We start from the raw sequence: 22,754 nt of genomic DNA on the forward strand, positions 1-22,754 counted from the left end.
GACAAACTCCAGCCGAAATGTAAGGCATGTTCTCGCAGACTTGCTCGATTATACTATGCCATAAACCATGATAAACTCCTTATGCGAAACCGTGTCCAACTTCGGCAGCGACGACGAAAAGCGCGGAATGTCTTGCAGGTGGCAACTTGAGATCAAATCATCGAAGCTGTTTTATTAAGAAGTACCTTTTTATATTTCTTTCCACTACTCGAATGATTGCAGATCTGGCTTTACGGCAAATCTCAAGATCTTCTATCGATTGCGGGAGGTAGCCAAAATCTTTGGCAAAAAAGTGTTTTGCTAATTTGAAAGCTTCTTTGTCACTTATTTGGTCTATCGATGTCTGCACGAATTTTTCTGTTGGATAACCGTATAGTTCTGTTGAAGTTAGAATGACTTTGCAACCGATACGGGTGAGAGAAGCAAATAGGTCTATTGTTTCTTGATGTTCTCGATATTCACGACGCTTTAATGTAACGTCGGCACTATCAAGGAAAAGAACGGGATAAGCTTTTTGGACTTCATGAATATCGATCTCGTCGTACTTTATTCCAGCACGTCGAATGTCGTTGTTAAATCGTTCGACTGACAAACTGGGGCACTCGATTTTTAATCTTCTTAACCCATCCACAACTAGGTGAGTCTTGCCACTCCCAACGCTGCCAATGACAATCAACGGATGCGTGGTGCTGTTTTGAATATATTTATCAAATGCAACACGAGGATCATAATTACTCGCTAGATAGATAAATTTTCCTACTGAATAGTTTGTGTAAAGCTGATGTTTATCTGACAAGACATCGATTAACTTTTTAGTGGCATTCATCCATGGCTTCTCTTTCCATTATACCAATGAGCCGCAACTAACTTTTGCATTACTTCAGAAGGAGGCATCATTTGGTTATAATCTCCGAACTGAATCTTTCTATACTCTTCAGTTTGACGAGATTGGTCTTCGGCGGATAGTTCTCGGAACTCAATCAACGCCTTTGCCATTTCCTCAGCTTCCATTTTCTTTCGGGCATCCTGCATCTGGAGGTCCTGCTCTTTCTTTTTGCGTAGCTCCTCCCGACGTAACGCCTTCTCTTTGCTTTGATGGATCGAGCTGATAACTTCCTCAGCTGTATAGCTTAGATATTTCATCGGACTGTGGATCTTTTCCCCAGTATCTAACGAGCCGTGGATGAGAATATGATCTAATGCTTCACCCAGATCGTCTGCGGGATAATCCTGAAGCAAGAGATTCAAATAATACTCTTCTTCGACGCGTTTTTGATGCGGTCGCACTGATTCAATGTAGTTGGAAATCTTGTGAGGTAATGCTTCGGAGGGAGAGGGAGTTTTCTTTCCTGTTTTATTTAAGTTTTCTTTCTTGGAGATCTCGTTGAACCTACCCCTAGGATCGGATTGATCCCCCTCATGAGATACAGTTGAACCTACCTTGGCGTCATTTTCCCTTGCTCTTCGCCATTCTAGGTAACCTCGAACTATGGGAACATCATAAAGCGTGGTAGATGAAGCGGTTCCAGGAACTAATATAGTTACAAGACCCATTTCTTTCAAGCTCCGGAGGGCCTTCCTGACGTTCGGAGGCTGCAATCCTGTCCAAGTAGCTATGAAGGTATTAGAAAGTCGTGCGGCAGGCCTGTGGAAGCCCAGGGTATATCGGAGAATACACTGAAACACGATCAAATCAATTTTCCGACGAATAACCTTTACCGAGAATTCGTTAATCCTGTGCGGCACAAAGAGAGCTCCGCCTTTTTCGATGAAGTCGACCTTTATTCCAGGAGGTAGATATTTCGATACGTCAAAATGGGAGAGATCTTTTTGACCTGAGATTGATTTGATCTCAGCTTGATAGCGTCGGAGATCAATAATATCTGAGGTTGGATTCTTCAATTCACTCATAGATCTACCTCAATAAGACCCCAAGAGACAATAAGCGCATTAAGAATTGCCTTCGCTGTTTCGGCATTTAGGAAGTGGTTAAAGGCGAATGGATCGCGGGAAGCCGCTTCGCCAAACCAAATTGAATGCGCCCAGTGGACTGCAGCTAGCTCTTCGTTGTGAAAATTTTGGGAAAGAATAGAGGGCCAATCTATTGAACTTTCCTCCAAGCAAACATGCGGCAACATCTTTGTGCGCAAGCCTGGCAATGAGTTCGTAATATACAGAACCCCAAGGAGGGGTTTCGAGATTTTATTCGAGGCAGGATTTAGCTGATTAGTGCGGTCTTCCATGAAAATAAAAAAATCACAGCGGAATTCTCCGCGCAAGTCTGTGGGTGCAGTACATATAAGGTTTATATAATTGTTTAGGTACATATGCGTTAGACCGAAAGTGCGGCAATGCGAACGGAATCCGGCAAATCACACCAATTCGTACGAAGCACAATTCTTGCCAGATATAATTGCGTGATGTTAAACTCATTCATGTTGACGTATTGACGGGTGGGAGAATTTCAAAAATGAATTCAAAGGAAATACCAACAGAACTACTGTCATTAGTAGGCTCCTTTCTTCGACAAGGGCGAAAAGCTCGCAATCTTCTTCTTCCTCAAGCTGCACAGCGTATTGGTATATCTGCAGAACGCTTGCAAGCCATCGAAGACGGATTAGAATTGATCACAACTGAATACGCCCAATTCATAGTCGCAAACTATGGTGGTGCACGCGGTGATGCGGTTGATGGTTTACTTTGGAGGTTGATGATGGAAAGGAATCGTTGTCACCTACAAACTGAAAGACGCAAGCACCTTTCAGTTGTTGGCGAAGAGTCCCGCCCTTGGGAGAAGCTTCAATTCTCTAAAATTTCTTGCAGAAGTCTCAGCTCGGTCTGAATTCCGGATGTGGCCGGCATTTTGATCTTGAATCGCTAAATTATTGTTCCTGTCGATTATAAACTCGTTGATTTTTTTTGCTTACTGCCTTGAGCCGGAAGGGTGGCGTTTTGCGAAATATATTGAGTTCTTCATGGTATTTGACGTCGAAGCATCCAAGTGGTGTGCCAGTAGTTGTTTCGAGTATTAGGGTGCTTTGGCGGCACCTATTTCTTTTTTCTCTTCTCCTGCTTTGGTTGAATTAAGTCTATCACTGAAACTTTCTCGTTTCGAAGTTTGGACAACCCCTCTGCAAGCTGCTCAAGCACGAGAAGTGTTGGGTTGGCGCCCGCTTTCTTGTACGGATATAGCTGCGTGTAGGTGACGCCGATCTCCTGTGCGAGCTTTCCGATTGGTAGGTCGCCTAGTAGTTCAGAAAACTGCAGCTTTGTTTTTGGCGCTATCTTCTTTTTCTTTTCTGCCACTTTTAACCTTGCCTCAGTCATTCTTTGATGTAAGTTTAAAAGTATAACTTAAAAACTATACTTTTAAAGTTATACATTAAAAAGGTGGGATGCAATAGTGGAAAATGCTGAGGCAGTTGCAAAGATAAATGATCGCCTTCGAAAGGCGATGTCGTTGGGGCAGCTTACAATCGAACTTTCTGAGGTTGTTTCTTCGTCACCTGTTCGTCCGGAAATAATAAAAGCAGTTCGTGAATTTAAGAGCTTTGACTCTGAAATTGATCTTTCTGGAGACCACTCACTTGGTGTCTTTCTAGTTGCGGATGAGCCATATGTATTTAGATATACTTATGGAGATGATCGATATGACTATGGCAAAGAAATTGGTAAAAGAGTGCTTAGTGTTTTTCATTTAGCCGAGTTTCGTTCTTTAAAGCTAGGAAAAAAAATCCAGGCTTCCGCTCGAAAAATGCTTGATCAAGAGGGCGCATAGAACTGGACCTTTGTCTTACTAATGGTGGGTGAAAAGCTTGCTGCTGGTCTAGGCGTCTAATAAAGTATGTAAACAACAACAGATGTTACGAAGTGTTTTATAGAGGTGGGCTGGTGTGGCTAAGCTAGAAGATATCAAAAAGGATGCCGCTGTTAAGGGGATACTCACTGAGCAGCTGGTTTCAATTGTAGATACTAAGTGGCATGGCTCCGACGCGCTTGAGGTTGTTTTTCGTGACTCCTCCGGTAAGCATGATTCTCAAATCTTGTTCAGAGATAGGGAATCTACTATTGATATCGTTACAGCGGGGCAGCCATGGAGTTTTAGGGCGGACGGTGCGCTGCTAAAGCTTGCATCAGAAGCACATCGAATTCGTTTGGCCTACCTATTTGACCCTCTTTTGGCTGTTCACACGTCTTTAGTGAGGCCGCTGCCTCACCAAATTAGTGCTGTTTATGAATCGATGTTGCCGAGGCAGCCTTTAAGATTTCTTTTGGCCGATGACCCTGGGGCTGGAAAAACTGTGATGGCGGGACTTCTTATTAAGGAGCTTCTTGCGCGAGGTGATTTGCAGCGCTGTCTAATAGTTTGTCCGGGAAGTTTAGTTGAGCAATGGCAAGATGAACTTTACGCCAAATTTGGATTGGCCTTCGAAATCCTCACGACAGATAAAATTGAATCCGCTAGGACAGGGAATTGGTTTGGGGAGAATAATCTTGTTATCTGTCGTTTGGATAAGCTCAGTAGAAATGAAGAGTTAAAAGACAAATTGCGTGCGACTGATTGGGATTTAGTAGTTTGCGACGAAGCCCACAAAATGTCGGCCAGTGAATTTGGCGGTGAAGTTAAATACACCAAGCGATTTCAGCTTGGACGACTTTTGAGTGAAGTAAGCCGTCACTTCTTGTTGATGACGGCCACGCCTCATAATGGTAAGCAAATTGATTTTGAACTTTTCTTGTCACTTCTTGACGGTGATCGATTTGAAGGCGTGCATCGAGAGGGTGTTCATGCTAGCGATCCCAGTGATTTAATGCGTCGTCTTGTTAAAGAGCAGTTAGTCACATTTGAAGGGACGGCCTTATTCCCGGAGAGAATTGCATATACGGTTACTTATGAGTTATCTGAGCTTGAAGTGGAGCTCTACGCTCAAGTAACCGAATATGTGAGAACAGAATTCAATCGCGCAGATGCACTTCACAATGATGGACGGAAAGGTACCGTTGGCTTCGCACTGACAATTCTTCAGCGAAGGTTGGCTTCGTCTCCAGCGGCGATTCATGAGAGTCTGCGACGTCGACGAGAACGGTTGGAATCTCGTTTGAGTGAGATTCGTCTTCTGGGGAGAGTGGGCTCAGTTGCTGATGTTTCTAATCACCTAATCGATTTTTCGACTGAAGATCTTGAAGACTTAGATGAATTACCTGAAGACGAATTGGAAGTTCAAGAGAACGAATTTGTTGATCAGGCAACCGCTAGTAAGACAGTCTCAGAGTTGCAAATCGAAATCGACATTTTGAAAGGCCTCGAGGCGCTTGCTCAGAGAGTGATTCGGAGTGGAACAGATAGAAAATGGGATGAAGTCTCAAAAATTTTGTCAGAGAACGCTTTGGTTCGTGATGCTAACGGTAACTGGCGAAAGATAATCATTTTTACTGAGCATAGAGACACGCTTAATTATTTGCAAACCAGAATAGCTACCCTGCTGGGTAGACCTGAAGCAGTCGTTGTTATTCATGGCGGCGTTTCTCGCGAAGCAAGAAAAGATGCCGAAAATAGATTTTTGAATGATCCAGATGTGAAAATTCTTATTGCTACGGATGCCGCGGGAGAAGGGGTTAATCTCCAGCGAGCGCATCTGATGATAAATTATGATTTGCCATGGAATCCAAACCGTATTGAGCAGAGATTTGGGCGCATCCATAGGATCGGTCAAACAGAAGTCTGTCATCTCTGGAACTTAGTCGCAAAGGATACTCGTGAAGGGGATGTTTATCTGCAGCTTTTGCATAAATTGGAAGATGCTCGAGAGGCCTTACAGGGAAAAGTATTTGATGTATTGGGTAAGCTCACTTTTGACAGTAGAAATCTTAAAGATCTAATGATTGAGGCTATTCGGTATGGTGACCGACCAGAGGTTAGAGCTCGTCTTTCGCAGGTAATCGACAAGTCGGTAAATAAAGAGAGATTACAAGAGCTCCTCCAGGAGCGTGCGATTGGGCACGATACAATGGATTCTTTAAAGGTCCGAGATATTCGAGATCAAATGGAGCGTGCGGAAGCTAGAAAATTACAACCTCATTTTGTTGAAGAATTTTTCTTGGCTGCGTTTGAGAATCTGGGAGGTCAGGTTCATGAACGAGAATCACGAAGATTCCAGATTAATCATGTTCCATCGGAAATCAGAAGACGAGATCGAGTAATTGGCCGTGGCCAAGCTGTTTTGCAGAAGTATGAACGAGTTGCATTCGACAAGGAATTGCTAAATATCAATGGTAAGCCGAGGGCAGAATTTGTGTGTCCTGGTCACGCACTTCTTGATTCGACGATGGACATAATCCTTGAAAAATATCGAGATCTTTTAAAGCAAGGAGCGGTGCTATTTGATGAGAACGATTTTGGAACTAAGCCGCGGCTATTGATATATTTGGAGCACTCAATTCAAGACGGTAGGGTCGACCGAAATGGGAGTCGTAGAATTTGCTCAAGACGCCTTCAATTTATTGATGCATTGATAGAAATTAATTCAAATGGCGAATCAACGTCCGGAGAATTTCGCAATGCTGGTTTTGCACCATTCCTAGATTTTCGACCACTGTCCAGTGTCGAGTCTTCCAAATTGCAGCCATGGTTTGAGAAACACGTAAATACTTTATCAACTCCTGAGCAATCTGCAATAAGCTATGCGATTACTCATTTGGTTCCAGAGCACATTCAAGAAGTTCGATCTAGGATCGACATTAGAATTGAAAAGACAATCCGGGCTGTTCACGAGCGGCTTACAAAAGAAATTGCTCATTGGGACCACCGGGCGGAGCAAATTAAGCTCCAGGAGATTGCCGGTAGGACGCCTAAGCTCAACTCACTTAAGGCCACACAGAGAGCGGATGATTTGAGAGTTAGGTATCAACGAAGAATGGATGAGCTTAAGCAAGAGAAGGCCGTAGCTCCTCAGTCACCAGTCGTAATAGGTTGTGCATTGGTAATTCCTAGCGGACTGCTCGCGGCCCTCAATGGTGAGCCTGCAGCCGAGGCGGAAAATATTCGACGTGAAACCAAACGAATTGAAGACTTGGCAATGAAAGCTGTGATGAACTCTGAAATAGGGCTTGGCAACAGACCTAGGGATGTCAGTCATGAGAAATGTGGTTATGATATTGAATCCAAGGATAAGAACGGTGACTTGCGATTCATAGAAGTTAAGGGACGAATTGCTGGAGCCTCGACGATTACTGTAACAAAGAACGAGATTCTTCGTGGATTGAATTGTCCAGACCGATTTATTCTCGCCATTGTTGAGATTGAGGGTTCACTAGCTAAACCTCCGAAGTATATTCGCTTGCCGTTTTCCAAAGAACCCGAATTCGAAACAACTAGTGTGAATTTTGATCTAGGCAAGCTTTTGAGCAAGGCCACGGAGCCCTTATGAAACCCATTTATCGAAAAAAATTAATTGAAGTTGCGATGCCGCTTGAGGCAATTAATGTCGCAGCCGCCAGGGAGAAATCAATACGGCATGGCCACCCATCTACCCTTCATTTATGGTGGGCTCGCCGGCCATTAGCAGCAGCAAGAGCGGTGATTTTTGCATCTCTCGTGGATGATCCATCCTGCGATCCTAGATTTAGAACAGATGCCGAACGAAACAAAGAGCGAAAAAGACTTTTTGGAATAATAGCTGACCTTGTGAAGTGGGAAAATCTGCAGAACGAGAAGGTCATCAATGCTGCTAAACTAGAAATCAAAAGGACATGGGAAAGTATTTGTGAAGAGAGGAAGCTTGACGCCAACGCGGCAGAGTTTTTTAATCCGCACAAATTGCCGGCACTACATGATCCGTTTGCTGGCGGAGGTGCAATTCCACTGGAGAGTCAGCGTCTTGGTTTAGAGACTTACGCGAGCGATCTAAATCCTGTAGCCGTTTTGATAAATAAGGCTATGGTTGAAATACCGCCGCGTTTTGCTTCACTTCCTCCGGTGTGTCCAGTGGAAGAAGAGTCTATCCTATTTGCGAAAGAATGGGTTGGATCAAGTGGTCTTTCTGAAGACATTCGTCGCTATGGGGCTTGGGTTAAAGAGGAAGCCTGGAAGGCTGTTGGCGACCTTTTTCCTAAGATTACGTTAACTCCCTCCATGTGCAAAGAGCGACCTGACCTGAAAGCGTTAAAAGCGAAAGAGCTGAAGGTGATCGCGTGGATTTGGGCTAGAACCGTCAAAAGCCCGAACCCTGCGTTTTCTCAAGTTTATGTCCCGCTTGTATCAACATTTGTTCTAGCAAATAAGCCAGGTAAAGAGGCTTGGATTCAGCCTCTTGTTAAGGGCAGCAAATACTCTTTGGAAATTCAGCTAGGAAAGCCTCCAGTCAAAGCAAAAAACGGCACGAAACTTTCTAGAGGGGCTAATTTCGAATGTATTCTTTCTGGTACGCCGATCGAGTCAAAATATATTTACAGTGAAGCCAAGGCGAACCGAATGGGCTCGAAGCTATTAGCGGTAGTTGCTGAGGGACCACGAGGAAGAATTTATCTACCACCATCAAAAGAGGCAGAAGACATAGCCGCTAGTGCATCGCCAAAGTGGAGGCCGGATCTCGAGATGCCAGAGAATCCTCGATCATTTTCCCCACCACTTTATGGATTGAATACATATGGCGATATTTTCACTGATCGACAGCTGGTAGTATTAGAGTCCATTTCAAGCCTCATTCAGAAAGTTATCAAGAAGGCGAAGATCGATGCAATTAAAGCTGGTTTATCAGACGACGGAATTTCCCTTGAAGATGGGGGCAGTGGTGCAACTGCTTACGGTGAAGCTATTGCCGTTTACCTAACCTTTGCTCTCAGTCGTTCCGCGGACAGAGGATCAACAATTTGCACTTGGGATAGTAGCCCGAAAATGGAAGCTTTACGTAATACGTTCGGTCGTCAGGCGATTCCGATGACGTGGGATTTTGCCGAGGGGAATCCATTTTCTGATTCAAGCGGAAATTGGATGAATAACATTGACTGGGTAGCAAAAGCAGTTCTCAATCTTCCAGCCGCTGCCTCAGGACACACGATTCAAAAAGATGCAGGAAATCAGAACCTTTCCAAAGGAAAAGTGATCTCATGTGATCCGCCCTATTATGACAATATTCCCTATGCAGACCTTTCTGATTTTTTCTATGTATGGTTAAGACGTACTTTGAGAAATGTCTTCCCGACACTGTTTACAACCATTGCAACCCCTAAAGCTGAGGAGTTAGTAGCCACGCGGTACCGTCATGGTTCGAAAGAAGCTGCAGAAACATTCTTTCTAGAAGGAATGACCGACGCTCTCAAGAATATTTCTTCTCAGGCGCATCCGGAATTTCCCGTAACCATCTACTATGCATTTAAGCAGTCAGAAACCGAACAGGATGGGTCCGCGTCCACAGGATGGGAGACTTTTCTGGAGGCGTTGATGAGAGCGGGTCTTTCTATTGGTGGTACTTGGCCGATGCGAACCGAGCTGAGTAATCGCATGATTGGGAAAGACGCCAATGCTTTAGCATCGAGTATAGTTCTGGTTTGTCGTAGAAGGGACCCGAATGCTGTATCGATTTCGCGACGAGAGTATGTGGCACAACTTAGGCGCGAACTACCCCAAGCAGTTCAACACCTAAGACGGAGTGGAATAGCGGCAGTTGACCTGGCTCAGTCGGCGATTGGGCCAGGAATGGCCGTTTTCACGAGGTTCAAGAGGGTACTTGAAGCGGACGACAAGCCAATGTCTGTTCGCGCAGCTTTGATCTTAATTAATGATGCACTTGACGAAATATTGGCTGAATCTGATAGCCAACTCGATTCTTATTCAAGATGGGCCGTAGCTTGGTTTGAACAAAATGGATTTAAAGTTGGTTTATTTGATGATGCGAACAAACTCGCGCAGGCAAAAAATATTGGGGTAGAAGCCATTGCTTCAGCTGGAATTGTTACTTCTAAGAGTGGCAAAGTTGCTTTGGTTGAGCGTAGTAAGTTCAAAGATGATTGGTACCCAGACCCAAAAAAGCCGGTCAGCCATTGGTTCGCGATGCAGCAGTTAATTAAAAGACTTGATGAAGGCGGTGAGCAGGAGGCTGGTGTTCTATTAAGGAATCTCGGCCCCATGGCGTCGAGCTGTCTTGATCTTGCATATAGGTGTTTTGCAATCTGTGAAAAGAGGCAATGGGCCCAAGAAGCTATTGCATATAACTCGCTCGTCGCATCATGGAGCTCAATTTCTGCATATGCAATGGACCAAGGCAACCTATCTCAAGGCATCTTAAATATTGAATAGAGGAATTTATGGCAATCAGTAATGTTGAAAGAGTTGGAAAGTGCCTTGAGCTACTAAACTCCGGGCTGGCTCCCTATCTTGAAAGAGAATTGAAGCGCACCTTGGGTAAGGATTGGCTGAAAGCAATTGAAAGCACGTTGAAAGATCATCAAGCCGCTAATTTTCGCAATGAAGTGCTACAATGGGATACGCAACTTCTGCTTCAGGTGATGATTAATTTCTGGCCTACTTCATTTGAAGGAACACTTGGTAAGAATGGCAGAAATATGGTGGGAGAGCTTGTCGATATTCGAAATCGGTGGGCTCATCAAAAAGCATTCAACACGGCGGATGCGCTGAGAGCACTTGATACAGTTCAACGATTGCTGTCGGCGATTTCTAGTGAAAATTCTCGCGAGGTTGAAAAGCATCACTATGAAGTGATGCGGAATAGATTTGAAGATCAAACTCGGCAGGAAAGCAAAAAAGCAGAGAGGGCAACCGTCGAAGGCCGTCCTGAACTCGGCCTGAAGCCTTGGCGCGAAGTTGCCACCCCTCATGATGATGTATGCACTGGCCGTTTTCAAGTTGCCGAATTTGCTGCCGATCTTTGGCAGGTACACCGAGGAGAAGCGAAGGGTGAATATGCAGATCCTGTGGAATTTTTTGGGAGAACGTATTTAACGGAGGGACTTAAACAACTCCTTAAAATCGGAGTGGAACGTCTTTCAGGTAAGGGTGGCGATCCCGTAGTTGAACTTCAGACGAACTTTGGTGGAGGGAAAACGCATTCGATGTTGGCTCTATATCACTTGTTCGGGGGAACGCTTGCCTCCAAATTGCCAGGTGTCGATGTGTTGATGCGAGATTTGAAGGTCAACATTCCCAAGAATGTTAATCGAGCCGTGATAGTCGGAACTCAAATTGACCCCGGAAAGATTCATGAGAAGCCTGATGGGACACAGGTACGCACGATTTGGGGTGAGATTGCATGGCAATTGGGCGGAAAAAATGGGTATAAAATCGTTGCTGATTCTGACAAAAATGGGACGAATCCTGGGGAGGCTTTGAAGACACTCTTCACGGCCTATAGTCCTTGCTTGGTAATGATTGATGAGTGGGTTGCATATGCTCGTCAGCTCAGAGATGGGAATGATCTGCCAGCGGGGTCCTTTGATACGCATTTTACTTTTGCACAAGCTCTTAGTGAATGTGCCAAATCTGTTCCTGATACTTTTCTTGTTGTGAGTATCCCTGCATCTGATGAGCAAGAAATAGGTGGGCAAATCGGAGAAAAGGCTTTGGGTAGACTGAAGAATGCGTTGGGGAGGGTGCAGGCACCTTGGCGACCAGCCACTCCAGAAGAAGGTTTTGAAATAGTTCGTCGACGCCTCTTTGTGCAAGATCAATCACTTGCTGTTCATCGAGATGCGGTCGTTAAAGCTTTTTTTGATAAATACTCTTCAGAATATCATGAATTTCCTGCGCACTGTAAAGAGATGTCATATCGCGATCGAATGATTGCAGCTTATCCAATTCATCCTGTTTTGTTTGATTTTTTATTTGAATACTGGTCAACACTCGAACGTTTTCAGCGGACACGTGGTGTTCTTCGACTCATGGCCACTGTAATTCACGTACTATGGAGAAGTGGTGATAAGAACCTGATGATTCTGCCGGCTTTTGTTCCGATGGACGATCCGAATGTTCAAGAAGAACTACAAAAACAACTAGACGACCGCTGGGAAGGTGTTCTCGCTTCTGATATCGACGGTGCTGGATCATTCCCGGTAGCTCTTGATCGTGATAATCCCAATTTAGGCAGGTTCTCAGCTTGTCGAAGAGTTGCTAGGACTATTTTCATGGGTTCGGCACCTATGGTGAAACAAAATACTAAAGGAATAGCCGCGAAGGAGATTGCTTTAGGATGTTTTCAGCCAGGTGAGCAAGTCGCGGTTTTTGGAGATGCTTTACGTAGAATCTCTCAGGGATCTAGCTATTTAAACGAAGACTCTGGTCGATACTGGTTTTCAACTCAGGCTACTATTGCAACTAAAGCTAAAGAGCGAGCGCAACATTTTATTGAACTAAGAGAGCCAGTCATTCAGTTTATTCACGATCAGATTCGTAAAGATATTTCGGGTGCCAACAGCCGAGGTGAGTTTGTGAGGGTTCATGCTATTCCAAGCAATGGGAATGAGATTCCAGATGAGCCAGAAACTCGCCTAGTGATTTTGGGCGCAAGCATGTCTCATGTAAGTCGGCAAAAAAATACTCCAGCACTCCGGGCTGCTCAAGCTATGTTGGAATCAAGAGGCAATTCCCCACGATTGAATAAGAATTCACTTGTGTTCCTAGCTCCAGATCAGGATGCGTTTGAGAATCTTTTGCGAGCTGCAGCTGAGCTTCTCGGCTGGAATACCATTATAGAAAAGCAAGAGGAGTTTGATCTTAGTCCGTCTGTTGTAAAGCAGGCCGAAGCGCGACAAAAGGCGGCTAGGCAAACATTTGAACTGAGATTGCCAGAAACTTTCATGTGGATGCTCTATCCGACGCAAACTTCACCACAAGGTAAAATCGAATGGGTTGACGAGAGACTTAGCGGTCAAGAATCTCTTGCCGTTAGAGCTTCGAAGAAACTACTTTCAACAGAACAACTTCTCACCTCATTTGGTCCAAACAGTTTGCGAAAAGAATTAGATGGAGTTCCTTTGTGGAAGGGGAATTCCGTTCGAATAAAGGACTTGGCATCATACTTTGCTCAATACCTTTATTTGCCTAGACTGAAATCTTCGCAGGTTGTGCTCGACGCGATTGAGCAGGGTTTGAGTCGTGTGACCTGGTCAACTGATACGTTCGCTTATGCAGACGAAGTAGATGCAAAGGGCGAAGTATATAAGGGACTTGATGCTGGTAAGCTTATCAAACCGGTGTTAAACGAGTTTGCCGTATTGGTGAAACCTGATATTGCTTCGGCGATACTCCTGAAGCACGGACACAGCGAATATGATCAGCCTGAAGCTGGTCGAACTTTGGTAACTCGTAGTTCTGACGTAAGAGTTTCAACCGCGAAAGCGGTTCCCGTGGGAGGAAGTCCTAAAATATTCTATGCGTCAGTTCCAGTGAAAGATTCAAGTAGATTTCTAAAGGAAGCTGGGACATTAAATGCAGAAATTATCTCTCTTCTTACTGGTATTTATGGTGCAGAAGCAGAAATCACAATTGAAGTTAGGGTAAATGTTCAAGACGGTATTCCTGATAGTGTGAGACGAGCTGTAACTGAAAATTGTAAGACGCTGAAGTATCAGAATTTTAATTTCGAGGAATAGGTTAAGGTTTTCAAATGCTCATTGTTCCTTGGACCGGAAAGCTGGTTTCCGGAAAACTTTTGCAGCGCCGTCATCGGTTCCTTTTGGATGTACTCCTTGATAGCGGAGAAAAGATTGTCGCCCATTGTATAAATCCCGGTCGGATGGAGGGATTAGTGCGTCCGGGAGCTCGAATCTGGTTGAGTCATGCACAATCGCCTAAGAGGAATCTCAAGTGGGTCTGGGAGCTGATAGAGATTGAGGGTACTCTTATTTGTACCAATAGTTGGTCGGCCAACAAGATTGTAAAGGCGCTTCTTGATGCTAAAGCTATTTCTGGATTTAAGAAGTATAAAACGATAAGCGAAGAAGTTAGATTAGGTACTAAGACTCGAATTGATTTCTGTGTTCAACAAGCAAAAAAATCTCATTTCGTTGAGGTGAAGAGCGTCCAACAGGTTTGTTCCGGGGTTGGCTATTTTCCAAATTCAACGGTACTTCGCTCTCAGTCTCATCTCAAAGCTCTTCTGCGCATTATCAATTCAGGTCATAGAGCGACGCTACTTGCGGTAGTTCAACGAAATGACGCTGAACTATTTCGTCCAAGTGATTTGCATGACCCAGTATTCGCCAAGGCCCTAAGAATCGCGAGCAGAAAAGGTTTGGTTGTAAGAGCGCTTCTTGTGGAGCCAACTACTAAAGGATTTAAATTTCACGGTGATCTGCCCGTAGACCTCAAGCCTTACGAAACTACAGAGTTAGAAGAGTGGCGCAAGGACATGAAAGAATTCTCTGGCTGGGTACAAACTAAGGGCAATCCAAATGCAGCCTGGAGAAAATCAAACCCAAAAAGTAGCAATCAACATTAGATATCTACCGGATGCCAAATGACGACACCTCGTTTGTGTTTGTATTTAATTGGCTTCTTGAATCTCTTGGCGTTTTTCAACACCCAGGCATAAGTGGCTTCATAGTAGAAGTCTGATTTTGATTTTAATGGGGAGGCTCCTGCCTTCTTCGCATTCTTATTGAACTCGGCAACCGTCAGTGGGCCAACGCAATCAACCAACTCTGCAGTTCCGACAATGGTGCCGGACTTGGACTCAATCAAAGCGATTTTTCCGCGTTTGTGGCAGCGCTTACCTCTAATTTCCCAGGTCTTTTTCCCGGATAGGATTTTGTCTAGCGGTTCTTTTAAAATAATTAACGCGTCCATCTTCATATATGCATCTCCGTATCACAAAGAATACAAAACCTTGCGTGAGGTATGGAGAAGAAAAACTCTAATGTGTTACTAAGGTCGTAGAGGCCTTTGTATATGGAACTGAAAACTTAAGGCAAAACTTTGTAGTGATCAATCACTACAAAAATCATGATCACTACAGCCGTCCACTACAAACCCTTGCAAGAGCGAATAGGTGGAGTTGGAACAACAAAGTCGAGGAGTGGTTAACAGAAACCTTTTGCTATCTATGTTGTTGAAATTAAAGATCTATCTCTGAAAAAACAAAAACCCGCTTGCGGCGGGTTTAAAAATGGATGTCCAACCCCATCAATAAGCAGGAATTGGCCGCCCCTTGATATTATTAAGTTTTTTCGAAAAGGTAACCCCATAATTTCCGATGAAATTGCGGTTTTGTACTGCCAGGGCATGTCAATCACCGACATATCTGCTCGTACTGGGATTAAGAGACATACTGTTTGGAAGACGCTTAAACAGCTTAAGAAAGAATCCAGCTCTGAAGTTTCAGTTCCTTATGACAGATGGCGTAAAGGTAAGAAGCGCACAGGGGCTCGACCACCATTTGGGTTTTGTATTTTGGAAGGGGAGCTTGTCCGTGACCCAAAAGAGTACCCAACACTTCTTTTGATTTTCAGTCTTTGGACCAAGGGGACATCAGTTACTTCCATCGTCAATCTGCTTGGGGAAAAGGGACTGCGATCGCGTACGGGTAAACAGTGGAGTTATCGAGTTGTTCAATCGATAACCGAAAGAATCGAATCAAAGGAATTGGTCATGATGCAAAGTAAGCTTTGGTTCTCAGATGAATATTTAAAGGGAATTAGTACAAATAGTAGAAATAAGCCATTCAAAAAAGAATGATAAGGAAGGTTAACATGAATCTAACAAATCTCGTTTCTTGGTGTATTGGAATCATTTTGGGCTGGTCAGCAGTAAGCAACATTGATTTAATTCAACAGTCCATATTGCGTGCTCAGGCAAAGTTAATTTATGAATCGCGCACGGCCACATGGGGTTCTCCTAAATTTCTAGTTCAACATAAGGAACTACGGGAAACTGGAAACGTCGGAGCAAAATAGTAAATGCGGGCATCTAGCGCATGAAAAATAATCATTACATTTCGAAATTTCTGACACAACGCTGGCGCAGCCCAGGGTTGCCTTTGTGGCATTATGATTTTAAGAAAAAACATTTCTCCGATAAACATTCTGTCGACAGACTCTTCGCAAGAAGAAATCTGTGGTCAGATCAAATTGAAGATTTTTTGCGAGACAATACCGAAAATTTCTCACCGACGTTTCTCGCTGGTCTCGAAGCGGGTGCCCAACCCGCGTGGGATGAGTACAAAGCGCTTTTTTTATTGATTCTTTTTCAGGCTGCTAGAGTAAGTCATGCACAGACTGGGCATTAAAATCTCTCTGCCCTAAGTATTTTTTCTTCTAAAAAGCTGGAGGCGCTCGCTCTGGCTGCTAAGCAGACAAGAGAGTTAATTGGATTCAGACTGCCAAATGATTTGAGATTCTTTTTTCCGGAAACAGGAATCTTTCCGTTTCCGGTTGATTGTGGCGGCTATTTTGAATGGATATTTGCACTCCCTATAAGTGGAACATTTTGTCTTGGATTGGTACCCCAGTCTGTAGATCTAAATCTTTTGCGGGCCAAAATTAGCTATTCTCATCTTGCGGCTTGGTCGGTGGGCACCTCCAAGTTTTGCAGTAAAATTGTTATCCATCCAGATCTCTATTCATATAAAAATAGCCTACAAGAATTGGAATCTAAAATTGTTGAATGTCGGAGCTTTACTGACGCTCAAAGTGAGTTAATAAACCAAGTTCATTCTTTAATCGGCCTTGGTCTGTCTATTTGATTTTATATAAATCATTAATAAAGAGATACCATGACCGCAAAGTTTGTTGATATCTACACATTAAGTCACCGGACAGCTTGTATCAGTTTGTATTTCTCCTGTTTTATCCTCTTTTTTAAGACGGAGTAGCTTGTTTGAGCTATTAATTCTGAATGGAGGTTAAAATGACTCAAAGAATTCTATTAGCGGGAATATTTATATTATTCGCTTTCCATTCACGTGCAGAAACTGGTTCGCGCAGTATTGAGCCATATCACGCCCGACCTTATAGTGTGCAATTTATAGATGAAATGAGCGCACACCATGAGGGTGGGGTAGAAATGGCAGAGATGGCAATATCAAAGGCTTATCACTCTAAGTTAAAAGAAATGGCAAAGATGATGAAGCAAGCCCAGCAAGAAGAATTAGCGAAGATGGCTGATTGGCGAGTGCGCTGGTATTCATCAAGTCCTAGTTATACCTATATGGGTGCCGAAATGGATATGTCCAAACTTGAGAAGCTTAGTGGACCAGAATTTGATATAGCTTTTTTAGATACAATGATTATGCATCACCCTGGAGCTATTTTTCTAGGAAGAGAAGCTGCAGGAAGATCTGAAAAGTCTGAGATTCGTGCATTTGGGAAGAAAATATCAAATGCCCAACAAAAAGAATTAAATGAGATGCGCAAAATGAGAGACAATTGGACAAAGCAATAGGCATCATTAGGCCATATTCAATGGCCTAATGACTTCAATTTAGTGGTGAGAGTGTTCGCTTTTGCTTTCTGTTTGGTTCTCGAACTTCAGAGGAAGTTTATAAACAGCATCGTTACCCACCGCTTTTTCGCGAACTGCTTTGATCACAATCTCACTGTCTTGCGAATATTTTTTAGTCGGAACACAATGAAAGTGATCTTGCATTACGGTGCAATTAAAAGGAATTTGTACCTTTTTAGCGCGCGCAAAAACTTTGGCACTAGAATCTTTTGTTGTAGAATTCTGAAAATTCATATCTAAAAGATAAACATGTGCACTCTGATCTTTGTCTAAAACTAGTTCTGTATGAAAAGCTCCTGGCATTTCAATCTTGCCGCCGTGAGGACCAGGCTTGTCTCCACCATGTGCGCTTGCTAACGTAGGAGCCAGGGTGAGCGTCAGAATTAAGTGTCGAATAAAGTTCATTGATTTCTCCTTTTTAGATAAGTTCAGTTATTTTCGCATTTACTATTGTGATATCTCGTTCCAGCTCGATCATCCTGCGCTTTGCTTCGAATAAAGATACCGTGGCAGTTTGAAGATCCGGCGAGTTTTTGATTCCGCGCTTATATTCTGACAGTGTCATTTCGTAATACTTTTGGGCAAACATGAGTCTTTGTTGCTGATGTATTTTAAGCTTTGCTAGACTTTCTCTAGTAGTTAACAGGTTTCGTAAATCTTTTTCTATTTCGAGACGGGTGTTCTTTTTGTCAAACTGTTGAGTTGAAACTCCATAGTTTGTTGCTTGATGACGATAATAGCTTGAAAAGCCAGAAAAAAGATTCCAACTCAAAAGCAATGCGAACCTGGATTCTGTACCATTCAATGGATCTGAATACTCTGGAGTTATTCTGCCATAGCTAGCTTCGAGATCTAAGAACGGTAAAAACTCAGATCGTTGCTGAGTTACCTTCGCATGAGATATCTCTTCAAGTTGATCTTGTTTTTTAAGAGATGGATTGTTTTGAAGCGCCGTTTCAATATTTATTTCAATACTATTTATATCAAATGATTCTCGATCTGAAACTGAACTTTCAGAGATATTTAATCCTGTAAGTGTACTAAGCTCTTTGTTAAGTCGTTCTATTTCAGCTTTGATGGATTCGCGTTCATTCAAAATATTATTTTCTTCTAGATCAATCTCAATACTGTCGACGTTTGAAGTAAGTCCTGCATTAATTTTCTTCTGTGCCATCTGTCGTTGTTTATTTAAAAAATCAGATTTTTCATCAAGAATAGACAGGTTTTTTTTATTGGCAAGAAGACTATAGTAAGTTTCGCGTAACTGACGACGAAGGGCGCGGGTTTTTACATCTAGGTCTAATTGTGCAATTTGGAACTCGCTATTAGAGATTGTCCTCAATGAGGAGTCTTCTCCTCCACGGTATAGATTCCATCGACCGCTCACGTAGCCTAGATATCCTTCGCTAGGTTCTTGAATGGTTTTATTTTCAGCGTATCCACCATTTAAGGAAATTTGCGGAAGAAAATTTCCAAATTGAGATTGTGCCGTCGCTTTTTGCGCCTTCACCGTTGCTTCAAGCGAACGAATTTGCGGATTGGAAGATAGCATTTGGGCTTCAAGGGAAGCCAAAGTTGATCCTTCCTTAGCAAATGCAGAAATAAAGACCAAAATGAATTGTGTAAAGATTAAAAGCGACGTCACCCTCATAGATTACTTCTCCAAAAGAAATTTAAAACTGTCGGTTTTGCCCGAGTGCTGTGCCTTGATATCAAGGTCAGCGCGATAGGCACCCTTAAGATCTACTTTGGTTGCAAATGCTTTACCGTCATTGGTGAACGTCAAAGCCTGAGGTTTTCCTTTTGGCGTTTTTGCAGTTCCAGTTAACTTTACATCTGCAATTTTCAAATCTTCTCCAGAATGCGCTAACGGAAAGAATTGAATCGAGTCTCCGGAAACCAGCATTTCCATATTAATTTCTTTGCCAGCTTTGACGATTCCACCATGTTGGGCTTTAATTTGGCCCGGGATTTCGTCATGGCCTTCGTGCGCGATTGAATTAACACCGAAAAATAAAATGCTAGATAGCGCGATCGTTAAAAACTGTTTGTTCATTTTAAGTCTCCTTTGATTCAAATATACTTACTTCATCCGTTGTCTTTAGGTATTTAAAAGCTGATTTCTTTCCAAAGTGATAAAAAACGGTCGGTGTGACAAACATATCTAGCAATGTGCTGCTAATCAAACCACCGACTATAACGACAGCGACGGGATGAAGAATTTCTTTTCCCGGTTCGCCTTTCGAAAGTACTAATGGAAGTAGGCCAAGAATGGCAGTGAGAGCGGTCATCAATACAGGAACCAGTCTTTCAAGTGAACCACGAATTACCATTTCCTTGGTAAAACCTTCTCCTTCATGCTTCATAAGGTGAAGGTAGTGAGAGATCATCATTATGCCATTTCTAGAGGCGATTCCGCAAAGAGTTACAAATGCGACCAAGCTGGCAATGCTGATCGTTCCATCGGTTATTAAAATAGCTACCACGCCACCAATAAATGCCATTGGAATGTTCAACATAACTTGAAAAGAGATAAAACTACTCTTGAAGTGAGCGTACAGAATGACGAAAACTGAAATGACGGACAGGAAGCCTAAGAGAATCATTAATCGGGATGCTTGTTGTTGGCTTTCAAATTGTCCACCGTAATTAATGAAGTAGCCAGATGGGACTTCAACTTTATCTTTAATTTTAGATTGAATGTCAGCCATAACGCTTTCCAGATCCCGACCTGACGAATTAGCTTGGACGACGATACGCCGTTGAGCATTTTCTCTGTTAATAATATTTGGACCTGAAGTTTCATAGACGTCCGCTATCATTTCGACGCGAACTTTTGTTCCATCTGGAAGTGTTTTAAGAGGGGTTCGTTTAATAAGATCCAAGTTAGATCGAGATTTTTCATCAAATCTCATAAACGCATCTACAGTCTTTTGCCCCTCGAGAATTTGACCAACCACTTCTCCCTGAAGAGCTTTTTCTAAAAGCTGTGCTAAATCTCCTACAGAAACACCAAACTTAGAGGCTTCATCTCTCAAAAGTTGAACCTTGACTTGAGGAATTAAAACCTGCTGTTCGATTTGTAAATCGACTAACCCTGGCACGTCTTTTAAAGACTGTTGAACTTCGCTGGCCTTTGCGCGAAGTGTGGAAAGATCTGGTCCAAAGATTTTTATAGCGATTTGCGCCCGGACGCCCGATAAAAGGTGATCTAGTCGATGAGATATAGGCTGCCCAACATTAACCGCAACGCCTTGAAGTTCAGATAAATTTCTACGAATTTCGGTAAGCACTTGATTTCTGGGGCGTCCCTCTTCCTTAAAGTCGACATCAATTTCAGAGTAGTGAACGCCCTCTGCGTGCTCATCTTGCTCGGCGCGCCCAGTTCTACGTGACACAGAAGTTACTTCCGGACTTTTCATGATTAATTCTTCTGCTTTTTTGCCAAGACGATCTGATTCCTCAAGAGAAATTCCCGGAGTAGCAACTACTGTTATAGTCGCCGTGCCTTCATTGAAATGAGGTAGGAAGTCTCTGCCAATGAATGTGGTTAGAAAAACTGCGCAAATAAACAAGGCAGTTGTTACGCCTAAAATAATTTTTGGATGTGCTAAGGATCGGTTAAGAATCTGAGTGTCCCATTGCTTAAGCTTTCGAACTAAAGCGCCGTCCTTGTGTTCTAAGAGTTCGCCTTTTGATAATAGGTATGAACACAGAACTGGCGTCACAGTGAGAGAAATGATCATCGAAGCCAGAAGTGAAATAATATATGAAATCCCGAGAGGCGCGAAAAGCCGACCCTCGATTCCTCCCATGCTGAAAAGTGGAACGAAAACTAAACAGACAATAAGAGTTGCAATTACAATTGAATTTCTGACTTCACTAGATGCTTCGAAAATAACTTTGAGCGTATTCTTTGGTTTTGCGAGCAACTTATTTTCGCGAAGTCTGCGGTATACATTTTCGACGTCAACGATAGCGTCATCAACGAGCTCGCCAATTGCGACGGCGAGTCCCCCAAGTGTCATGGTGTTGACGGAAAGTCCGAATATTTTAAAAACGATAGCTGTTAAAACAAATGAAAGAGGAATCGCCGTCATAGTTATAGCCGTCGTTCGCAAATTCATCAGAAATAATAAAAGCACAATCAGAACGAGAATGACGCCGTCACGAAGAGCCTCTTTAACGTTATGGATCGAGTTTTCGATAAAGCGAGATTGTTTAAAGAGGTCGAGCTCAATTTTGACTCCTTTGGGTAGGCCTATCGAGAGTTCCTTTAATGCTTTATCTATATCTTTCGTTAAATCAATTGTGCTTGCGCCAGGTTGTTTTTGAATGGTCATGATAACTGAAGCCTTGCCATTTACACTGGCATCTCCTCGTTTGACCTGCGGCCCTTCTTGAACTTCCGCAATATCTTTTACTCGGACGGGTCTGCCTAGGTGCATGCCCACAAAAGAATTTTGAATGTCATCTAGACTGCGAACTGCCCCAAGGTTTCTAATCAAATACTCCTGAGCGCCAATATTTATGAAGCCGCCGGTGGAATTAATACTAAGATCTGAAAGATTGTGTTCGATATCATCTAGGGCTAACTGAAATTTTTGAATTTTTTCGGCTGAGATAAGAATTTGAAATTGTCTCACGCCTCCGCCAATTGCGATTACCTGCGTAACTCCTGGGATACTCATGAGGCGAGGGCGCAATGTCCAATCTGCGATCGTTCTCAACTCAAGTGGACTGACGGTGCCATCTGGAGAACTAAGACCAATAAGCTGTATTTCTCCCATGATCGAGGCGATCGGTCCCATAATAGGTGTCGCATTTTTTGGAAGCTTTTCTTTAGCTAGAGCTATTTTCTCTTGGACCATTTGTCTATTGCGGTAGATATCTGTTCCCCAGTCAAACTCGATATAAATAACACTTAATCCGACTGCAGAACTGGAGCGAACTCGCTGTACCCCGGGAAGACCATTCAGTGCGGTTTCAAGGGGAAACGTCACCAAGGTTTCAACCTCTTCGGGGGCAAGGCCAGGGGCCTCGGTCATGATATTTACTGTGGGTCTATTTAAATCTGGGAAAACATCCACCGGAAGAGTTATTAGAGCCCATACTCCGTACACCAAAACTAATGCCGTGAAAGCAATAACAAGCAGTCTATGAGTCAGGGCATATTTTATGACTTTATCGAGCATAAGTCCTCTTTTCGAATATACTAGGAGGGGGTATAGTCAATTGTGACAAGGAAAAAAATATTGTTCTTCATATTTTCTCCTTGCAAGACCCCTTGCTAATTATACCCCCA

17 protein-coding genes are annotated in these 22,754 nt (G+C 43.2%); 9 read left to right on the forward strand and 8 right to left on the reverse strand.

The window, feature by feature from the left end; all coding sequences use genetic code 11:
- Positions 1–157 precede the first annotated feature (157 nt).
- Both DOM22_RS05280 and DOM22_RS05285 read right to left on the reverse strand, forming a co-directional pair.
- Positions 158–826, reverse strand: coding sequence for an ATP-binding protein (locus DOM22_RS05280; RefSeq protein WP_142699375.1), 669 nt, complete (start codon positions 824–826; stop codon positions 158–160).
- A complete protein-coding gene (locus DOM22_RS05285; RefSeq protein WP_142699376.1) occupies positions 823–1,911 on the reverse strand; it encodes a hypothetical protein in 1,089 nt (362 codons plus the stop codon). The genes DOM22_RS05280 and DOM22_RS05285 overlap by 4 nt, the downstream gene beginning before the upstream one ends.
- 559 nt (positions 1,912–2,470) lie before the next feature.
- Between DOM22_RS05285 and DOM22_RS05290 the strand changes: the two genes are divergently transcribed.
- Positions 2,471–2,842, forward strand: a complete 372-nt coding sequence (locus DOM22_RS05290; protein WP_142699377.1) for a RodZ family helix-turn-helix domain-containing protein — start codon at positions 2,471–2,473, stop codon at positions 2,840–2,842.
- A gap of 206 nt (positions 2,843–3,048) precedes the next feature.
- On the opposite strand, the gene DOM22_RS05295 is transcribed toward DOM22_RS05290, so the two are convergent.
- On the reverse strand, positions 3,049–3,306 hold the full coding sequence (locus DOM22_RS05295; RefSeq protein WP_142699378.1) for a hypothetical protein: 258 nt from the start codon (positions 3,304–3,306) through the stop codon (positions 3,049–3,051).
- 97 nt (positions 3,307–3,403) lie between these two features.
- Here DOM22_RS05295 and DOM22_RS05300 point away from each other — a divergent pair, with 97 nt between their 5' ends.
- From DOM22_RS05300 to sfsA, 5 genes are all read left to right on the forward strand, one after another.
- On the forward strand, positions 3,404–3,778 hold the full coding sequence (locus tag DOM22_RS05300; protein ID WP_142699379.1) for a hypothetical protein: 375 nt from the start codon (positions 3,404–3,406) through the stop codon (positions 3,776–3,778).
- Between the two features lie 115 nt (positions 3,779–3,893).
- Entirely contained in the window at positions 3,894–7,427 is a 3,534-nt protein-coding gene (locus DOM22_RS05305) for a helicase-related protein (RefSeq protein ID WP_142699380.1), read from the forward strand.
- On the forward strand, positions 7,424–10,294 hold the full coding sequence (locus tag DOM22_RS05310; protein WP_142699381.1) for a DUF1156 domain-containing protein: 2,871 nt from the start codon (positions 7,424–7,426) through the stop codon (positions 10,292–10,294). Before DOM22_RS05305 ends, DOM22_RS05310 begins: the two co-directional genes overlap by 4 nt.
- Before the next feature lie 8 nt (positions 10,295–10,302).
- Positions 10,303–13,602, forward strand: coding sequence for a Swt1 family HEPN domain-containing protein (locus DOM22_RS05315; protein WP_142699382.1), 3,300 nt, complete (start codon positions 10,303–10,305; stop codon positions 13,600–13,602).
- Between the two features lie 14 nt (positions 13,603–13,616).
- Entirely contained in the window at positions 13,617–14,450 is an 834-nt protein-coding gene (sfsA, locus tag DOM22_RS05320) for a DNA/RNA nuclease SfsA (RefSeq protein ID WP_142699383.1), read from the forward strand.
- On the opposite strand, the gene DOM22_RS05325 is transcribed toward sfsA, so the two are convergent.
- Complete coding sequence (locus tag DOM22_RS05325) at positions 14,447–14,803, reverse strand: ASCH domain-containing protein (RefSeq protein WP_210415688.1); 357 nt, start codon at positions 14,801–14,803, stop codon at positions 14,447–14,449. The genes sfsA and DOM22_RS05325 overlap by 4 nt on opposite strands.
- A gap of 414 nt (positions 14,804–15,217) precedes the next feature.
- Here DOM22_RS05325 and DOM22_RS05330 point away from each other — a divergent pair, with 414 nt between their 5' ends.
- The 3 genes from DOM22_RS05330 to DOM22_RS05340 all read left to right on the forward strand — a co-directional run bounded on the left by DOM22_RS05330 (position 15,218) and on the right by DOM22_RS05340 (position 17,389).
- Positions 15,218–15,685, forward strand: a complete 468-nt coding sequence (locus DOM22_RS05330) for a helix-turn-helix domain-containing protein (protein WP_256373390.1) — start codon at positions 15,218–15,220, stop codon at positions 15,683–15,685.
- 238 nt (positions 15,686–15,923) lie between these two features.
- On the forward strand, positions 15,924–16,235 hold the full coding sequence (locus DOM22_RS05335; protein ID WP_142699385.1) for a hypothetical protein: 312 nt from the start codon (positions 15,924–15,926) through the stop codon (positions 16,233–16,235).
- Positions 16,236–16,855: 620 nt separating this feature from the next.
- Positions 16,856–17,389, forward strand: coding sequence for a DUF305 domain-containing protein (locus DOM22_RS05340; RefSeq protein ID WP_168196567.1), 534 nt, complete (start codon positions 16,856–16,858; stop codon positions 17,387–17,389).
- A 39-nt stretch (positions 17,390–17,428) separates the two neighbouring features.
- Here DOM22_RS05340 and DOM22_RS05345 read toward each other — a convergent pair whose 3' ends face one another.
- Genes DOM22_RS05345 through DOM22_RS05360 form a run of 4 tightly spaced genes read right to left on the reverse strand, consistent with a single transcriptional unit; the run spans position 17,429 to position 22,644 of the window.
- Positions 17,429–17,854, reverse strand: a complete 426-nt coding sequence (locus tag DOM22_RS05345) for a hypothetical protein (RefSeq protein WP_246845853.1) — start codon at positions 17,852–17,854, stop codon at positions 17,429–17,431.
- Positions 17,855–17,867: 13 nt separating this feature from the next.
- Positions 17,868–19,100 carry a TolC family protein gene (locus DOM22_RS05350; protein WP_142699386.1) on the reverse strand — a complete coding sequence of 411 codons (1,233 nt, stop codon included), beginning with the start codon at positions 19,098–19,100 and terminating at the stop codon, positions 17,868–17,870.
- 3 nt (positions 19,101–19,103) lie between these two features.
- Positions 19,104–19,505 carry a hypothetical protein gene (locus DOM22_RS05355; protein WP_088615123.1) on the reverse strand — a complete coding sequence of 134 codons (402 nt, stop codon included), beginning with the start codon at positions 19,503–19,505 and terminating at the stop codon, positions 19,104–19,106.
- 1 nt (position 19,506) lies between these two features.
- Positions 19,507–22,644, reverse strand: coding sequence for an efflux RND transporter permease subunit (locus DOM22_RS05360; RefSeq protein WP_142699387.1), 3,138 nt, complete (start codon positions 22,642–22,644; stop codon positions 19,507–19,509).
- Between the last annotated feature and the right edge of the window lie 110 nt (positions 22,645–22,754).

The organism is Bdellovibrio sp. ZAP7 (assembly GCF_006874645.1).
In the GTDB taxonomy this organism is placed as follows: domain Bacteria; phylum Bdellovibrionota; class Bdellovibrionia; order Bdellovibrionales; family Bdellovibrionaceae; genus Bdellovibrio.

Excerpts from the sequence above, each read along its gene's own strand:
- DOM22_RS05285 (WP_142699376.1), bottom strand. The coding sequence starts at position 1,911 with ATGAGTGAATTGAAGAATCCAACCTCAGATATTATTGATCTCCGACGC.
- DOM22_RS05280 (WP_142699375.1), bottom strand. The coding sequence starts at position 826 with ATGAATGCCACTAAAAAGTTAATCGATGTCTTGTCAGATAAACATCAG.
- DOM22_RS05325 (WP_210415688.1), bottom strand. The coding sequence starts at position 14,803 with ATGAAGATGGACGCGTTAATTATTTTAAAAGAACCGCTAGACAAAATC.
- DOM22_RS05310 (WP_142699381.1), top strand. The coding sequence starts at position 7,424 with ATGAAACCCATTTATCGAAAAAAATTAATTGAAGTTGCGATGCCGCTT.
- DOM22_RS05350 (WP_142699386.1), bottom strand. The coding sequence starts at position 19,100 with ATGAGGGTGACGTCGCTTTTAATCTTTACACAATTCATTTTGGTCTTT.
- sfsA (WP_142699383.1), top strand. The coding sequence starts at position 13,617 with ATGCTCATTGTTCCTTGGACCGGAAAGCTGGTTTCCGGAAAACTTTTG.
- DOM22_RS05335 (WP_142699385.1), top strand. The coding sequence starts at position 15,924 with ATGAAAAATAATCATTACATTTCGAAATTTCTGACACAACGCTGGCGC.
- DOM22_RS05340 (WP_168196567.1), top strand. The coding sequence starts at position 16,856 with ATGACTCAAAGAATTCTATTAGCGGGAATATTTATATTATTCGCTTTC.
- DOM22_RS05290 (WP_142699377.1), top strand. The coding sequence starts at position 2,471 with ATGAATTCAAAGGAAATACCAACAGAACTACTGTCATTAGTAGGCTCC.
- DOM22_RS05360 (WP_142699387.1), bottom strand. The coding sequence starts at position 22,644 with ATGCTCGATAAAGTCATAAAATATGCCCTGACTCATAGACTGCTTGTT.
- DOM22_RS05345 (WP_246845853.1), bottom strand. The coding sequence starts at position 17,854 with ATGAACTTTATTCGACACTTAATTCTGACGCTCACCCTGGCTCCTACG.
- DOM22_RS05355 (WP_088615123.1), bottom strand. The coding sequence starts at position 19,505 with ATGAACAAACAGTTTTTAACGATCGCGCTATCTAGCATTTTATTTTTC.
- DOM22_RS05315 (WP_142699382.1), top strand. The coding sequence starts at position 10,303 with ATGGCAATCAGTAATGTTGAAAGAGTTGGAAAGTGCCTTGAGCTACTA.